This window comes from Aliidiomarina sp. B3213 (assembly GCF_003290085.1).
Lineage (GTDB): Bacteria > Pseudomonadota > Gammaproteobacteria > Enterobacterales > Alteromonadaceae > Aliidiomarina.
The window spans coordinates 57828-74589 of sequence record NZ_QMKJ01000004.1 but is presented as its reverse complement, the minus strand read 5'-3'; the positions used below and the strand labels follow the sequence as shown (position 1 = coordinate 74589).

Genomic DNA, 16762 nt, shown 5'->3' with positions numbered 1-16762 from the left:
TTTAGGCTGGTTTGTTTTCCTGTATTCTGGGATTTACTTGCGTGAAAGAATCCAGTCTTGTAAGTTATTGCTCAAATAATAAACGTGCGCCGACGGAGTTATGGCAAGCGAACAGCACTAGAAGAATTAGCTGCAAAAGAACCCGCTCATATAACCTCCTCATGGAAGAGTCTTTCTTGTTTTTCGCTTTTATATGCTTGTTTTGCTCCCATTAGATCGTATTCGTGTGTTTTTAAGAATGCGCATGTATCTGGAATTTGAACCATACATAGCATGAGGAGACAAGAATGGAATACTTGGTCAGCATATTATCTGGTGGGTTAAGTAGTGTAACTGTAGTCTGGCTTGCAAAAGGTTGGATTTCAGAGAGGCTGAAACAATCCATTAAGCATGAATATGCCGAAAAGTTAGAAAGCTATAAAACTGAACTGAATTCGAAAGTAGAAGGAATTAGGCACGAAAATCAGGTTTCACAACTTCGCACTTCATTGTTCTTTGACCATCAAAGGGATGCTTTTGCAGCCCTAATAACGAAAATCGCTCAAATCAACGAGGATTGGATGGCTCACTACCATCCTGACCAAGGGCTATACGAGCCTGTTCCCTCTATAGGGCGAGGTGAGTTTGAAGAATTGTTTTATCGCCATCAACTGTTTTTGGATGAAGAATGCTTATTAGCGTTGTCATTAGTGAAGAATGCTTACCGCCGTTCACTTCCATTCGATGATGGAAGCGGTGCGCCCCCTGAACAAAGTGAAACTTTCCAACATGTTTTATATATCGAATACTTACAACCTCGAATAGCTTCTGTATTTCGAGGAAAGATTGGTATTAATTCTGATCCGCAGCATTTAGTGGATATCGTAGTTTTGTCAGCAATTGAACTTGTTAATAGGTATCATTTTGCAGAAGCAGGTGTCCCACCAAAAGGAGAGTTATCAACTCTTGGGATACAAGATGCATCTGACAAGGTTAAGATTGGATTAGACAATATTGATGAACTAAAAGAGTTGCTCAGGATCTTTGATGACTACCTGAAACGCAATGGAGGCTGGTTTCACGAAGCTCAGTTAGAGGTAAGTCAAACTTTAAAAATACTGGACAAATGCTTGGCAAATCGAAGCGCCCGGACGCAGCAAAGCTGCGCTGGAAGTTGAAGCGTTTAGCTTCTCGCGAGATAAGTGAATAAATGGATGGAAAATACTTTCGTATTTAGATGGTAGCAATCCTTACGTTACGACGACCGCGATGAATTAATGCAACTTACAGCAAGTCCCTTTAGGCTGTTGTGGCGGAAAAGCCTTGGTCGAGACTCCTTTTTATAGCAAGGATTTTGGCTGGAGTGACCGAGCATGAACAACAGATCAGTGATATAGAGAATGCTTATGAGTAAACTTAAAGGAATTCTATCCAAGAGTAAGTCTATTGGTCGAAAGCTCCATGCGGGCATTCAGTCAGAATTTGAAGCTGGGAAAAAATATTGGAAAGACAACAAAGATGATGTTCGGCAGAGTGCGGAAGAAAAAATAGAATTAGGCAAAAGGTTTATCAATAGTAACGTCAAGTCTGTATCTGACTCTGTTTATGGCTTTTATTATGATGCGGCGTACTCTAATGAAAAGCTAAAAAATTTGGAAGCAGATATAGAAAACCAAGGTGGGCATTACAGAGAGTTAAACAAAAGAGATTCGACGCGAGACTCCATCGTATTGGGTGGTGAGTCAATTTCTAACCTGTTGCTTCTGAACTCAATCCCTCAAGATATTATTGACGCATACGAGGCTGCATATCCTAATTTGGCCAATACAATATCCTTTGAAGAGAAAGTCAGAGAGTTAGATAGCGAATCCTTGCTAGGGTTTATATCAGGTGTAAAGGGTAAGCTATTCGAACAAAAGTATGTCGATTATCTAAATAATGATAACTTGCCTGATGGTTATACGGCTTATTTGGCTGACTCTCCGGTTCAAAGCGGCTGGGATATAGCCATTGAAGGGCCTAATGGAGAGTACGCCTCAGTTCTCCAAGCTAAAGCAACTGATTCAGTATCGTATATCCAAGCTGCATTAGAGAGATATCCACAAATAGATGTAGTCACTACGGAGGAGGTATACAGCCACCTTGTTATGACCGGGGTTAGCGAAGGAATTAGCAATAGCTCAATTCAGAATGCTGATCTGGTCGAAGCCTTAGATGAAGCTATTGATAATGCAGAATTAACGATGAGTTTTGCTCCTCCAATATTTGCATTGGCTTTTATTGCTTACACATCATATAAAGACCAAAGTCTGAGTCTTTATCAGAAAGCATCTAGTGCAGGCGACCGAACAGGTAAAGCTTATCTCAGTTATATATTAGGCGTTGGTGTTACTGCTATCACAAACACATGGTGGTTAGGAGTTTTGGGCACAGTTACTAGTCGGATATCAAGTGATAGGGGTATTCGCAAAAGAGAAATGATAAAAAAACTCCAAGAAGTTAAAGGTAATAATCAGTTGATTATTAACAGGCTGAAGGCTCAATAAGGTTAATATTGAGGGCTTTTACATAAACACGTGGTAAGCATTTAATTTAATATTATGGTCTCTTGAAAAGCTTAAAATATTGGAAGAGCATTAAACGACTTATTTCATGAGAACACTTTGCATCATAAAAAAAAGCCCGCAACTTGCGGGCTTTTTTGTGTGTACGGACCGCTGTGCGGTCTGCATGGTGATGGTTAAGCTGCGAGGCATCAGGTCACGTATCAACGGCTAACCGATGAGGCTTGCGAGAATCTGCCACAGGGACGCCGTGAACCCATCCATGGGGGCTTCTCTTCGACGTCCCTGTCTCAGAGACCCTGCGGTCAGAAACCTCGCAATCCTCTGGTATCGGTTAGCCGTTGCATCAGACAACATCAACACAAAAGAAAAAGTCACAGCACAAGCAAAGTGCATCGAGCACTTCACTTGCGCTTGGGTGCGAGGTAGCTAGTTAGGGAGTTAGTACGGACCGCTGTGCGGTCTCCACGTTGATGGTTAAAGGCGATAAGCATCTGATAACGTGCCCCCGCTAACCGATGATGCTTTGCGAGAAGCTCCCACAGGTGCGCCTTAAGCGCATCTGTAGGATCGTCTCTTTTGCAGCAGCTATTGAGCTGAAATCATGGATACTTTCATCACAGCCAACACTTTACGGGTTATGTAAAAACTAGCTGCGGCAATAAGCCATGCAACGGGGATGAACCACCAGCCAAGAACTTCTGTTGAGCTTGGGGATACTGAATCGGTAAAACCGATGATAACGCTATTGCCTTGTGCAGCGCTCCAAGCACCTACTTGATCTGGAAATATAAATTTCGCAGCGCCAATGAGGGCAAGCACTAAGGAAAACCCAAATCCCATGATTGCCATTGAAACCATAAGCCCTTTTGAGGCTCCTCGCTTAATTCTCTGCATAGATCTGAAACCCTGAGGTAATGGACGTCCTTCGAGAATATGGTCGGTGTACTGCGCCGCAAGCTCTCGTGGGGATCCCAAACGAGCAAGAATCTCTTCAATATCGGCGCTGCCGTTTTGCTCCTGCGCAAGTTCTACCGCGTCATAAATATGCGACTCGATTTCTCGAATAACTTCGTCGGCTTCTGGTTTAGACAACCTTGATAGATATTTGGCTAAAGACTTTAAATAAGTATGAATAAGATCTCGTTCTAACATGTTTCTTCTCCCTGTTTTGTCAGAGCTGCTGGTCCAGGATTGTTGATAATAAATTCGATATCCGATACCGACTGACGCCACCGTTGGGTAAAACCCGTTAACTTGTCTAACCCTTTCTGCGTGAGTTGATAGTATTTTCTGGGACGGCTTTCACCTTCCTGTACCCAATTCGCGGCAACTAGTTCGTCTCTCTTCAAACGGTCTAGCAACGGATACAATGTTCCTTCCGTTAATTGCATTGACTCGAATTGATGAAGAGACTTTAAAAGCTCTAAGCCGTACACATTGCGATCTTTTAAAGCTGCAAGAACAACTAACTCCAAAGAGCCTTTGCGCAATTGGACATCCCACTTTTCAGTATTTTCTTCGTTATTAACCATGCAATGCACCTTACTTTGTAATACATAGTACAAATACAAGGTAATGCACTTTACTATGTATTGCAAGGTATATTTGGCAGAAGTTGTTATGGTCTGCTGATAGGTGCGTAAATCTTGAAGATGAACGTGATATTTTGCCGTTTATTATCTAATTTACTTCAATGTAGTAAAAATAACTTGCAAGCTGGGAATTCAAATACTACTTTGTAGTAAAAATAGGGGAAGGTAAACATGAGCCAGAAATCATTAGGAGAGTTTGAGCACATAGTATTGCTTGCGCTAATACGCTTGGAAGGAAACGCCTACGGCGCTTCCATTCGGCAGTTTCTTCATTCTGAAATCGACAGAAACGTAGCATTGGGTGCTTTGTATTCCACACTGGAAAGAATGGAAAAGAAGGGCTTGGTGGTGTCGGTGTTAGGTGAGGCAACGGCTCAACGAGGTGGCAGACCCAAACGCTTTTTTTCGGTCACGGCTGAAGGTAAAGCTGCGCTTCGCCATGCGAAACAAGTCATAGACACAATGTGGAAAGACGTTGCAGTTAAGGCCAGTGGTGAAAGCTATGCATTCTAAAAACGCTCAACAAGAGAATCATACTGCATTGCCCAAACTTGTAGGTTGGCTGCTGTCTAGGTTAGCTAATCCTGCTTATAAAAATGAATTGATTGGGGATTTAGAAGAAGAGTACATCGAGCGCCAAAGCGCGCATCAAGAAACGACAAAATGGTTATGTAGCCAGGCAATGTTCGCAATTTGGGATGGGCAGAAAGCTATGGCAAGAACTACAAAATTCGTAAAAGTGATAAGTATTATTTTGTGTATTTTAGCGTTACCCACCATCGTCTTTTTTGTTGGTTGGCTCGCGAATATGCAAGACCCTTCAGAACAATTGTGGCAGCTATTGGTCGATGGAAAAATACACGCTATTTTGTTCAACAGCGAATATTGGCAAAGCGCATGGAACGAACATGGCCTTGGTCAAATTGGTTTGGCTACGTTCATTAATGTGCCCGGCATTTTCTGGGCGTTGCTCTTTGCTGGCGCAAGCTACCTATTTTTGAGCAAAACCAACAGCAACTCCTGGCAATACGGTATCTTCGCGTTAGCGTTTATAGTAGTACCTTACCTACTTGGCTATGCAGCAATAAGCGCGCTTGAGCCAGAACCACAGAAAATAGGGCCAACAATCGCATTTATGGTGCTCGCACCGTTCTTCACCATTCCGGTTTATTTGGTGATTCTGTTTGGGCGGTTTAGGAAATAGGTTAGGGATACTGCGGGCTTGAGAGTTTAAATTTTGACAGCCCTACAGGGGAACTGATTGAATCCTCTATATTTCGCTGCATTTAGGGAAGATTGAGGAAGGGATTTTCTTAACTACTTTAAAATTAAATGTAGACCTGTGATTGCTAACAATGACTGGAAGGCACTAACGTTGATCGCTATGAAGTGGTTCTATAAAGTTCTAATAATGAGCTTTATGACTCTAATTTATTTGTGCTTAGTCAGTATATTAGAAGTCAAACTGATGACTGAAGCTTTAACCGGTTACTTGGCCTGGCTTGCATTCTTTTCACCCTTCATAGGGGCTTATTGGATTTTCAAAGAACCTTACAAAGGCTCTCATTTGACCTTTCGACTATTTAGTAGCATTACTGCTTTCATTTGCTTGTTTGTAATTACATATTTGCAGTTTTTGTGGGTGCTAGTGAACTTTAGAGCTATGATTGGCGGTAGCTATTGAATATAAAAAGGTGACTTCATTTTTAAATGCGGCTCATAGTAGAGTGGGAGCCTCTTGAAGTAACTTAAATTCAGGGTATCAAAATAGGGAATTAAAAGCCTGTGATAATAAACGGAATTAAAACGAAGAAGGTTGTTATATACACGAGCATCATTACTGCGATTCTTATTCCCATATGCCTGCATGGTATATGGGGAGGTATTGGCTCCGGTTTCGAGTTTTCTTCAGCTCGTTCAGAAAGACTATTTGTTTTGTCTATTGTAGCGCCAATTGTATGGTTCTTTTTTCTTCGTAAAACGATTAGGGAGTACCGTAAAACTAGCGATAGAGTGAAACTTGAAGTACGAGATGAAGCTTTGTATGTGAACGATAAAAAGGTCTTTAGCCAATTCTCAGATAAGGTCAAAGTTACGGTAATTGGCTTTCTTACAGGCTCCAACCGTTACGCCATATCTTTTACAGATGAAAATAAAAAGCCTCTGCGTGACCCAATAAGACATTATAGTTTCGATCATCACCTCGAAGACTTCGCTAATGCCTTACCGAAAGACTTCAAAGTTAAGAGACAAACGTTTTTTGGTTTGTAGTTACTGTATCGCTTCTGTAATGGATTAAATAGTTTGAACAGATTCCTACATCTACTATTCAAGAAAAAGTTTCGGCTGAATAAGCAAATTTTAGTTTTGACTGTATTGCTAGTTGGTACATTCTTGGTTTGCAGGCATCTGGCATTTTCAGCAGTATTGTTAATGGAAACCAATTTTGAAAAAGGATTGAGGAATTTTTTTCTAGCTAATTTGATCAATGCGACGGTAATCACTTTTGTCTGTTATTTTGTGTTCTTTCAAATGATACTAGACACCTATAAAAGCTTTAAAGACAAACGAAGGCTAACCGTTGGTAAGAAGACCGGTGAAAAATGTAATATTCTAAAGAAAGTGGGCGGTCTATTAAGCGCAGTTATAATCGCATCAGGCTCACTACTTCTCATCGTGCTCCCATTTCCATGGCAATTTCAGGCTTACGAGGCTTATCAAAGCTATTCAAATCATTTAGAAAGTTCAAAAAGGCTGGAGGAACTTCAATTGAGATTGGAGAAACAAGACGAGGAGTAGTAGGTAATACAGAAAAAATAGCACTCCTCAAAATGCCTACAAATCGAATTACTCTCATTACTTGCTCAGCCCAAACCAATCTTGTAAGTTATTGCTTAAATAATAAACGCACGCCGATGGAGTTATGGCAAGCGAAGAGCAGTTGAAGTATCAACTGCAAAGAACCCGCTCAGATAGTTTCCTCATGGAAGAGCCTTTCTTGTTTTTCGCTTTTGTGTGTTTGCCTTGATGACTCATGAGGAAGTTAGAAATGCAATATATTAAAAAGCTCAAGCTTTTCAACTTTAAAAGGTTTAGAAAATTTGAGGTTGAGTTTAGCTCTGAGACTAATACGATAATTGGTGATAATGAGTCAGGAAAAAGCTCAATTCTTCAAGCGATAGAGCGAGTGGCGAGAACAGGAAAGAGGGCCGGTTCGAAGTTTTTGGGATGTGCGAGCTATCCTAAGTGTAAGTTTACTAGAAGTGCTTAACAACTTGGCGTCAATAAACAGTACTGAACTTTAAACAGACAATTGGCAAAATTGGTTGAAGAAGGTATTGTAAAAATATTGATTATTAGAAAACCTGCTAAGGAGAGCAATAATATGAACGTAAAGCTCATCTCGTTTTTATTCACCTGTTTAGTACTTACCGCGTGCACTTCCACGCAGGAATCACCTTCTCAATCACAGCAATCAAACACAACACCTACAATTACCGATAGTAGGACATCGAGTGATCCTGACTATGGCTACACTTCCCATAAGCCGATTGAGCTGGGGGGCTTTTTGCGTGGAACTCGTTCGGAAGGGGCGCATATAGATTATTTTGAAAGCTTAACTGGCCCCAACGGTGAGAAAGTGGAAGTGCATCGCCTCGGAAGTTGCTGCGGATTTGAGGATGACTCATTACCATTTGGCGGTGGTTTGCTTGATCGTTATCACCTGAGCTACCGTGGAATCCCCGAGCCAGTGGTTATTTACGTAAATCTATACCGATTCAATAAGCCAATGGCACCGATGGGATTTCTTCTTGAATAAAAGATTTCTTTATTTAGCAGGCCTTTGCGCTTCCCTATCTTTCTCGGCTGTTAGTTACGCATGTGACTCTTTGGAAGACTGTATTGCAGAGTATTCTTTAGTTGAAAAAGGTAGCCATAGGAGTAGCGCACAAGAAATGGAATTGGTAACAAAGGTCCGAACGTATGGGGCTGAAGCGATTTCATATCTGCTCCCACTTTTAGAGCATGATGACGCGGCTGTTCGAGAATTGGCTGCGTATACCATGATTGATATCGAAGGTTTGTCGTCAGAACATTTTGGAGCATTAAGAGAAGCAGCTGAAAATGAAGTGGGCTGGATATATCGCGTGTTAGCTCGGCTTGGGACGCCTCAAGCAATCGATTACCTAGTAGAGAAATTTCGGAAAAGACCGAGTTCTGGCTCTGCTCTGGCTGAAGCTCTTCGAATGCTTGGTGCAAAAGGGGCTATCTCTATTGCTGAGTTATTAGCATGTCTGGAACAGTGTGATGAGCGTTTGCCGAGGGCGGTTTCTTCTGTTTTCAGAGGTTTAAATGAAGATGGTTCTTCGGCAATTCCTCGATTAATGGAAATCGCGACGGATGAGCGATTTCATATTTCGAGCAGAAGAGAAGCTATATCTAGCATTGGAGAGATTGGTGAGAGCTCAGGGGGTGTTGTTCCTCAATTGATTGCGTTAAAAGAGTCAACTCCACCATTTGCTCATACTATCGACCGTGCACTAATCGATATAGGAGTCGAAGAGGCTCTGCCTGGAATAATTCACAGACTCCCTAGCGATTCTTATTATGCATTGAGAGACCTCATAACACTCGGGGATAAAGGCTATGATGCGGGCCCGATAGTTTTAAATTACCTTGATGACCCTGATTGGGATGTCCGAGTAATTGCCGCAGAAGCTTTAGGGCATATTGGATACTTACCAGCGGTACCAAATTTAGTTGATATTTTGTCTGGGGGTCATGACTGGAAACTCGATTACGCTGCGATTTTATCTTTGGCTAGGCTTGAGCAAGAACAACTGTTGGACGAGTTAGAGCGGGTTCATAACTCTCATTGGTACTCACCTGTTAGAGAGGTGGCTAGGGTTTCAATACAACACATTAGAACCGGTGCGGCGATTGATTTGAGTCACTGGTGGCGTTTCGGTAGAGCTGAAAATAGCCCTGAGACCTGTACGGGAGTAGCTTATGAAACTATCGAGGAATTAGAGGGCACTAAGCTATATTCTAGTCGAGATGAGGATAGAAAGCAGTTAGAGATCTTGTCTTACGATATCGAAGTTGTGGGGGTTGGCGCAGCAGAGGGCACGGAGCCGAATGACAATGGTATTATCGAAATTACCCCTGAAAATATGGTTGAGTATGTGGAAATTATTGAACAAGTACCAAATATTGGGCTTAAAGTCCCTAACGGCTGGCTTGTAGGTGCGAGCCGAGGCGAGTGGGGAGGTGAAATTGTTCATGTAGCCTCTAATGGTGACAGGTTGTTCTTAGTTAATGAGAATGTCGAGGATATATTTCCACTGGGAGACAAAATTATTGCAACAGCTGGACTTGCTCATTTGTCAAGCAATAGAGGCATGTTGTTAGAAATTAAAGAATCGGAAGACGGAGTATATTCTGCCTCTCCGTGGCGGCGCCTCCCTGGTGAACCTGTTTCTTCATGGTTAATTGAAGGGAACAAACTTCTAGTCAATACCAGAGGTGCAGGCAGTGTTGTAGTGGATGCCGACGGCACCTTGAGTATGGCCGAGTGCACCATTGTTAATGAAGACTCATGATCTTTTAAGAGTCTCGCTAAGCATGTATATACGGAGCTCCGTAAGTCTGACGAAGAAAATTAACAGGGCAATTAGTATTCATGGAAAATGAATTTTTCATTAGCAGTAAATTTTTCTCATTTCGCGGAAAAATGGATATTACTGATAGCCATGATCAATTGTTATATGAGTCTGCTGGCGAGTTAGCTTTACTCAGTCCTACTTGGACTATTAGTCAAAATGGTCTGCCCCTTGCGAGAGTCCAAAGGAAGATCTTGAGTTTCGTGCCTACTTGGCTTGTTTCTGGAGAACTCGGAAACTTTCAAATTAAAAGAAAGGTGTTCTCTGTTACTCGTTGTTACGTCGTTATTGGTGGCGTCCATGATGGGGTAACGATTGAAGGTAACTGGTCAGACTTGGAATTCAGTATCAATAGCGAAGAGGGAATGATTGCTATGGCGACCGGATCAGCTTTCTCTTTGCGAGACAAGCATCGTATTGAAGTTGTTCAACCCGCCAATAATGGGGAACTACTTACAGTAATTGCTATGACTACTCTGCTTATGGACAAGCGGTCTCAAAGGTTTTCTCTCTCAGTGAATAGCAATAATTAGCGATTGAGGTAATATTAATTTTCCGAATAAAATTCGCGCTAATGGTTAGGTTACCGACCGTATACATTTGATGAAATTAGTAAATATACCATGAGAACCACTGTCATTATTTTAGTAGCTTTAGCTTTGATTGCAGCTATCGCACCACTCACCGTAAAGCTGTGGCCTAGGAGTTACATGCAAGATGCGGTTCTGCTCTGGTTAAATGATGACGAATGGACGCATATACTAGCGCTAGCAGAGCAAACTCCTTATACACATATTATTTGGAGCGAGCCGTTGACCCTAGTAGGTACGAGAACAGAAGACGGTATAAATTGGCACGAAGAACCTAATATTAATGAACTCGTTTCAACTGCGAAAGATTATGGTTTTTTATTGATTGATATCCAGCTTTATTCCGGAAGTTGGACGATAAATGGTTTCGATGATGTCGAGGTTAAGCAGTCAAACGAAAATGAAGTTGTTCATATAGATTCTTATTATCAGAAAGGTTTGACGTCCGCTGAAACAAGGTGCTCGACCGAATTAATTGAGGCGGAGAGTACCGGTCGGTGCTATCAAAAAGTTTTTGGTGGCTGGGTTCGTTACAAAGAGTGGTTCACAATTCCGCATCCCTCGCTTAGACCTCAGTAATAGCATTACCACCCCAACCCCCGATACTAACCGCCACATCTTAGGCACGACCCCATTTTCAGGAGTCGTTCGCGAACTGGTTCATTCTTATTCTTGTTGGGTTAGATAGACTCAACGACCCTTGGCACACAACTTGCTGATTAGGTGACAGGTGGCATCAATGTCACCTGTTTTTCGTGTATTCACACCAAAAATTCGTTTAACAGGCTAATAATTAAGGAATTAACTACATGAATTTGGCGACCTTTAAAAGTTTGGGAATGGCGTTATCGATAACTTTATTCTCTGGTTCAGCATTAGCGGGAAATACGCTTCTGGAAGAAATTACTGCTGCAGATACTGAGCTTTTTAGCGCTTTTAATGCGTGCGATGTTGAAGCGATCAGTACGATTTACTCGCCTGATCTTGAGTTTTATCATGACGTATCGGGGCTGCAGGGTTATCAAGCTAGTATTGAAGCAACGCGTCAACTTTGCTCGCGCGATCTTGGTTTAGTGAGAACGCCGGTCGAGGGAAGCTTTGAAGTTTTTCCAGTTAAAGATTTTGGCGCCATGCACATAGGTGAACATACGTTTTGTCATGAAAGAAATGGTGTAGAAGACTGCGGAACGTTTAGCTTTGCGCACGTATGGAAGCAAACTGATGGCGGTTGGCGGCTGCATCGCGTTCTAAGTTTTGGGCATTAAATAGGTTTAACCAATCCGCACTCGGTTTCGGCCCGCATTTTTAGCTTCGTACATGGCGGTGTCGGTGCGTTTAAGTACGTTCTCGAAGCTGTTGTCTTCGACACCTACGGTACTTACGCCAATGCTTGCAGTAATGGGAATAATGTTACTGTCTATGAGTAGAGGGTTCATTTCTAACGCACTGCGAATCTTCTCTGCGGTGCTTATGGCCCCTTTTTGGTCGGTATGGGGAAGAAGTATAGAAAACTCTTCCCCTCCGGTTCTGGCGGGTATGTCGCTTTCTCTGCAATATTCAATGAGTTTGCCCCCAACAATTTTAATGACTTCGTCGCCAATGTCGTGGCCATAGGTGTCGTTTATGGACTTGAACTTGTCAATGTCTAGGGTAATGAGCGAAAGAGGGCTATCGTAGCGCTTTGCGTTGGTGAAAAAGCGTTGTGAAAAGGTATTGAATGCGCGGCGGTTTGCTATGCCTGTTAGCGGATCGTGGTACGCGTCGAATTTTAGTTTTTCGGCGTACAGGGTAACCTTTTTCACCATCGGGCGGAAAATAAAGAGTGCCTCCACGAGAATGGTAATAATGATGATCCACAGAACTACGCCTTGAGCTTGCCTCAGATGTTCTACTTTTTCTCCGCTTTCTATTTCATATTGTTGAACCGCTGTGTCGAGAGAGGTCAATAAAGGTTCGCGAGCCATGGCGAGGAAGTCGTATTGCAACCAACTTTCGGGAACTTCGGAGTTGTGGTGCTGCGAGATAGCAACTCGTATAGACGTTGTAAAGTCTTCTATTTTTTGGTGAATATTGTGCGGTTCTTCGAAGTATAAAGCTTCCATTTCCGCACTAAACGGAGTGCTTTTATTGGCTGCTAGCGCATAAAGGTGATCTTCAATGAGCGTTAGATGATTACTTTCCAGGGTTTGTAATGCTTGCTCTGCAATACGGCGCGCCTCTTGGTTGCCTGTATTCAAGTACTCTAGGGTGAATAGGCTAGCGCGTTGCGAAATCATGCGCTGTTGACCGCTAATATTAATAAGTTCGCCGCTTCTAGATTGCTGAGCGATAACCCGATCGAGCATAAGGTGAACAAGCAAAGACAATATGGCAATGAGAGACAATGACACGACGTAGGTGAGCGTCATGTATCGGCTGGGGTTTCTTAATTCGTCAGCATTAACTATGTTGTTTGAGTCGGTGCTCATAAAGTTCAACTTTGTTACTTGTGCATATTGTGCATCGCGACATTTAGGCTTTAAAACAAAACCACGTATTTAGAACCTAACACTTGCAAAGCAATTCAACAAATCTGCGCAAACTGAACCTTTGGTACAATAGCAATTTTTCTGCGCCGTGGTATGTTGAATGCAATAGAGATAAAGCGGCTGTAATATGACATTTCTTCCTTTCCTAACGGCTTCGCACGACATGAGCGTTGCTATACACGGACATCACCATAATGGGCTGGTGCTTTTGTCGGTGTGTATGGCCATATTAGCCGCTTATACCAGCTTGTCTCATGTAGAACTTATTAAGAGCATTACGAAACCTTGGCAACGTTTGGTTTGGCATGCGTCTGGTTCTTTAGCGATGGGGCTTGGCGTATGGGCTATGCACTTTACGGGCATGATCAGCTTTCAGCTTCCGTTCGACGTATTTTATTCTCCAACAATTACCGCTATTTCAGTCATTCCGGCGATCATTGCGGCCGCTATTACATTGCAGCTTCTGAAAAAAGAGCCTTTGCAGCCGGGAACTATATTGCTTGGTGGCGTGCTTATGGGGGCTGGTATTGGTGCCATGCATTACACCGGTATGGCTGCGATTCTTACGCACGCCGATATGCGTTATATACCGGTTTGGTTTGCAGTGTCTATTGCTGTGGCGGTGTTGTTAGCGGTTATTGCTTTGGCAACCAAACAGGCCGTTAAGCCTTTTGTGAGAAATGAATATGTGTGTAATGCCTTAAGTGCCGTGGTTATGGGCTGTGCTATTTCCGGTATGCACTATACCGCGATGCACGCCACTTTATTCTTCCCTACAGACGCCATAAAAACGCCTTTAAGTGGCGCAAACGCAAGTCAAATTGTTACTTCCACGTTATTGGTTGCCATGTTTATTGTGCTCACCAGTACGGTAGTGGTGTTAATGGTCCGTAGGCAACATAAATTAGAGCGTGCTGCTGCCGAGCGGGGCGAGGAAGTTGCAGTGCTTACCGAGCGCTTGCAGCGCGTTGCGAACCGGGTGCCGGGCATGGTGTTCGAGTTACACCGCTCGAAAGACGGCTTCTTAACCTTTCGTTATTTAAGTGAGGCGGCAGAGCAGATTTTCGGGGTTTCTCCAGAGCGGGCGATGAAAGACGCGAAAGCAATTTTGGAACTGATGACGCTCTCGGAACGCGCGCGCATTATTGAGTCTTTAACGCAAAGCGCTGTGAATTTGAGAACATGGAGTTATGAGTTTTCGGTTGCTCACAAACATGGTTCGAAGCGCTGGTTGTATGCCACGGCGACGCCGTTTGTAGAGGTTGAGCAAGGCGTAAGTTTTAGCGGTTTTATTACCGACATTACAGACAAGAAAAAAGACGAAGAAACGATTAACCGTTTAGCGTTCTACGATAGTTTAACGGGTTTACCTAACCGCCGTTTCTTCTTACGCAACTTAAGTGAACGTATGGCTCAATTTGCTATAGAAAGCCAAGTTGTGGTGCTGTGGGCTATTAATTTGGACGGGTTTAAACGCATCAATGATGTTCATGGTCAACATCAAGGTGATGCTTTATTGAAAGCCTGCGCAAGACGCCTAGAAAACATTCGAGCTGAGGACGGTTTGTTGTGCCGACTAACGGCAGACGAGTTTGTGATGGTGGCAACTTTCTCTACCGAAGAAGAAGCGCAATTAGCAGCGAGCAGTATCGCCAATCAAACCTTGAGTAAGTTGAATACCCCCTTTGATCTTCCACGGCTGCGCCATCAAAGCTCGGCTTCGGTAGGCGTGGTGCTGATGACCGATGACAGCATAAGCGGTGAAGAAGCGATACGCCGCGCAGACTTGGCGGTGCACCATGCGAAGCAGGTGGGCGGAGCACAATGGCAATATTATCAAGAATCTATTGAGGAAGAAGTAAGTGCTCGCTTCGAACTGGAAATGGACTTGCGTGAAGCGTTAAACAAAGACGAGTTACAGCTGTTTTATCAGCTTCAGGTGGATAGCGAAGGGAACACGGTTGGCGCAGAAGCGCTAATGCGTTGGTTCCACCCAGCGCGGGGCATGGTTTCGCCTGGTTTATTTATTCCGATAGCAGAAGACAGTGGTTTAATTGTTTCTCTTGGTGAGTGGGCACTTACCCAAGCTTGTAAGCAGTTAGCGCTTTGGAAAGAAAAGGAAAGTACAGCCGCGATTCGTTTGTCAGTGAATGTGAGCCCTCGACAGTTCTATCAGCACGACTTTGTAGAGAATGTGCTTCATAACATTAGAGTGAGTGGAATAGACCCAACAAGCTTAAAGTTAGAGCTTACAGAAAGCCTAGTTTTGGAAGACATGGACGTGGTTGTGGACAAAATGCGTGAGCTGAAAGCACATGGCGTAAGCTTTAGTATGGACGACTTTGGCACAGGTTATTCTTCGTTATCTTACTTATCGTTCTTGCCTTTTGACGAAGTAAAAATAGACCAAGCCTTTATTCGCAGAGCTTCTTCCGAGGAATTTTCTCGCGACTGGACTATTGTGGAAGCCATTATTGGTATTGCCAACAACTTGGGTATGGAAGTGATTGCGGAAGGTGTGGAAACACAAGCGCAGTGTGATCGCTTAAAAGCTAGTGGCTGCTTCCGCTATCAAGGTTACCTATTTAGCAAGCCTAGTGCTGTTTCCGACCTGCCCATTTGAGGAAAGAACGGCGGAATGTCTGCTGCTTTCGGTACATCTTCTTCTGGCGTTAGCGCATGATAAAACGGAATTTCCTGTTCTACTTCTAAACGAGGGAAAACTTCACTCCAAAAGCTTGCTCCAAGCTCGCTGATCACGTTGCTTTCCGCATTCATTAAAATAACTAGCCCTACGCTGTATTCCGGTGAATAGGCAACCATTGCTCGATAGCCTTCCACCCAACCACCGTGGTAATAAAGTTCGTGGTCGTTGAAGTTATACTGGCGCCATCCGGCTGCGTAATTGGCGTCTTTCAAGTAACGACGCCAATATCTGCGGCGCAAGTCTCGAGAGGTTCTTACACGTGGCGTGCGAATGTCGGTTAATACAGTATTTGGAATAACTTCTGGACGGTATCCCATGTGTGCAATGAGCCACTGGCTTAGGTCGCTAGCGCTCGCATTTATACCCGCGGCAGCAGGATAATTGTAGTAATGGTGGGTAGGGACCCTTTGGAACCAAGTGCTTCTGCCTTTTACATGCGGCATGGCACTATTGTCGTTATCTACAAGCGCTTGCAAACCAATACTTGCTTGGCGCATACCCAAAGGCTCGAAGAGTAGGTCGTTTACCAGTTGCTCGTAACTTTCACCGGTGGTTCTTTCTATGGTGGGCTCTAACAAGTTAAAGAGCACATTTTGGTAGCCATAACATTCACCGGGTTCACACATGGGGTTAATACTTTGAAAGTACGGCAATACACGGCTCATGGTGTAATTGGCTTCGATGAGGTTGTCATAGGCGTTGGGTACTAGCCCGGCTGAATGGCTCACGATATGGTCTAAGCGAATTTGGTTGGCAAGTGCAGGTTCTTCAAATTGGAAGTCGGGCACAAACTGCGTAATCGGGTCGTGCCAGCTAAAGTATTCGTGCTGTTGGAGTATGGAAGCCAAGGTGCCGGCGAACGTTTTAGACACAGAGGCAAGCCTAAACACCGTATTTTCATCGACAGGAGTTGGATCGTTCAGGGCTCTTACGCCGTAGCTGTGTACTTGATGGACGCGATCGCGAATCACAATGGCAAACACACCGCCAGGAACTTCTTCTTCTGCTAGCTTTTGTTCGAACAATTCTTGAAATTCAGGGTGCAGCGGAACTTGCGCGTGCAGCGCCATGGGTAAGCAGCTTGCTACACAGGCAAGCGTTGTGGCTAAAAACTTCTTAAAGCTTTGTTTCGACAT

The 16762-nt window shown here is 43.5% G+C and carries 17 protein-coding genes; 13 read left to right on the top strand and 4 right to left on the bottom strand.

From position 1 onward, the window contains the following. Window positions 1–287: 287 nt before the first annotated feature. Complete coding sequence (locus DQX04_RS11435; protein ID WP_111916071.1) at window positions 288–1157, top strand: hypothetical protein; 870 nt, start codon at window positions 288–290, stop codon at window positions 1155–1157. Between the two features lie 228 nt (window positions 1158–1385). Continuing rightward, window positions 1386–2525 carry a hypothetical protein gene (locus DQX04_RS11430; protein WP_111916070.1) on the top strand — a complete coding sequence of 380 codons (1140 nt, stop codon included), beginning with the start codon at window positions 1386–1388 and terminating at the stop codon, window positions 2523–2525. A gap of 606 nt (window positions 2526–3131) precedes the next feature. Here DQX04_RS11430 and DQX04_RS11425 read toward each other — a convergent pair. Further along, window positions 3132–3698: a hypothetical protein gene (locus DQX04_RS11425; protein WP_111916069.1), complete on the bottom strand. Its 567-nt coding sequence runs from the start codon at window positions 3696–3698 to the stop codon at window positions 3132–3134. Beyond that, window positions 3692–4078: a PadR family transcriptional regulator gene (locus DQX04_RS11420; protein ID WP_111916068.1), complete on the bottom strand. Its 387-nt coding sequence runs from the start codon at window positions 4076–4078 to the stop codon at window positions 3692–3694. Before DQX04_RS11420 ends, DQX04_RS11425 begins: the two co-directional genes overlap by 7 nt. A gap of 231 nt (window positions 4079–4309) precedes the next feature. Here DQX04_RS11420 and DQX04_RS11415 point away from each other — a divergent pair, with 231 nt between their 5' ends. From DQX04_RS11415 to DQX04_RS11365, 10 genes are all read left to right on the top strand, one after another. Continuing rightward, complete coding sequence (locus tag DQX04_RS11415) at window positions 4310–4651, top strand: PadR family transcriptional regulator (protein ID WP_111916067.1); 342 nt, start codon at window positions 4310–4312, stop codon at window positions 4649–4651. Further along, window positions 4641–5342 (top strand): hypothetical protein, encoded by a 702-nt coding sequence (locus DQX04_RS11410; protein WP_111916066.1) that lies wholly within the window; start codon window positions 4641–4643, stop codon window positions 5340–5342. The genes DQX04_RS11415 and DQX04_RS11410 overlap by 11 nt, the downstream gene beginning before the upstream one ends. Before the next feature lie 581 nt (window positions 5343–5923). Next, complete coding sequence (locus DQX04_RS11400; RefSeq protein ID WP_111916064.1) at window positions 5924–6409, top strand: hypothetical protein; 486 nt, start codon at window positions 5924–5926, stop codon at window positions 6407–6409. Between the two features lie 162 nt (window positions 6410–6571). Then, window positions 6572–6937, top strand: coding sequence for a hypothetical protein (locus DQX04_RS11395; protein ID WP_126266359.1), 366 nt, complete (start codon window positions 6572–6574; stop codon window positions 6935–6937). Between the two features lie 235 nt (window positions 6938–7172). Further along, complete coding sequence (locus tag DQX04_RS11390) at window positions 7173–7409, top strand: AAA family ATPase (RefSeq protein WP_368665647.1); 237 nt, start codon at window positions 7173–7175, stop codon at window positions 7407–7409. 114 nt (window positions 7410–7523) lie between these two features. Next, window positions 7524–7958 (top strand): hypothetical protein, encoded by a 435-nt coding sequence (locus tag DQX04_RS11385; protein ID WP_207801117.1) that lies wholly within the window; start codon window positions 7524–7526, stop codon window positions 7956–7958. Between the two features lie 136 nt (window positions 7959–8094). Next, entirely contained in the window at window positions 8095–9741 is a 1647-nt protein-coding gene (locus DQX04_RS11380; RefSeq protein ID WP_126266358.1) for a HEAT repeat domain-containing protein, read from the top strand. 131 nt (window positions 9742–9872) lie between these two features. Next, window positions 9873–10334, top strand: a complete 462-nt coding sequence (locus DQX04_RS11375) for a hypothetical protein (protein ID WP_126266357.1) — start codon at window positions 9873–9875, stop codon at window positions 10332–10334. A 90-nt stretch (window positions 10335–10424) separates the two neighbouring features. Further along, window positions 10425–10970, top strand: a complete 546-nt coding sequence (locus DQX04_RS11370) for a hypothetical protein (protein WP_126266356.1) — start codon at window positions 10425–10427, stop codon at window positions 10968–10970. A gap of 230 nt (window positions 10971–11200) precedes the next feature. Beyond that, window positions 11201–11656 (top strand): nuclear transport factor 2 family protein, encoded by a 456-nt coding sequence (locus DQX04_RS11365; protein WP_111916058.1) that lies wholly within the window; start codon window positions 11201–11203, stop codon window positions 11654–11656. Window positions 11657–11662: 6 nt separating this feature from the next. Here the strand turns inward: DQX04_RS11365 and DQX04_RS11360 are convergent, their stop codons facing one another. Beyond that, complete coding sequence (locus DQX04_RS11360; RefSeq protein WP_111916057.1) at window positions 11663–12859, bottom strand: diguanylate cyclase; 1197 nt, start codon at window positions 12857–12859, stop codon at window positions 11663–11665. Between the two features lie 187 nt (window positions 12860–13046). Here DQX04_RS11360 and DQX04_RS11355 point away from each other — a divergent pair, with 187 nt between their 5' ends. After that, complete coding sequence (locus tag DQX04_RS11355) at window positions 13047–15542, top strand: EAL domain-containing protein (RefSeq protein WP_111916056.1); 2496 nt, start codon at window positions 13047–13049, stop codon at window positions 15540–15542. Here the strand turns inward: DQX04_RS11355 and DQX04_RS11350 are convergent. Continuing rightward, window positions 15497–16762: a serine hydrolase gene (locus tag DQX04_RS11350; protein WP_111916055.1), complete on the bottom strand. Its 1266-nt coding sequence runs from the start codon at window positions 16760–16762 to the stop codon at window positions 15497–15499. The two genes, DQX04_RS11355 and DQX04_RS11350, sit on opposite strands and share 46 nt — an antisense overlap.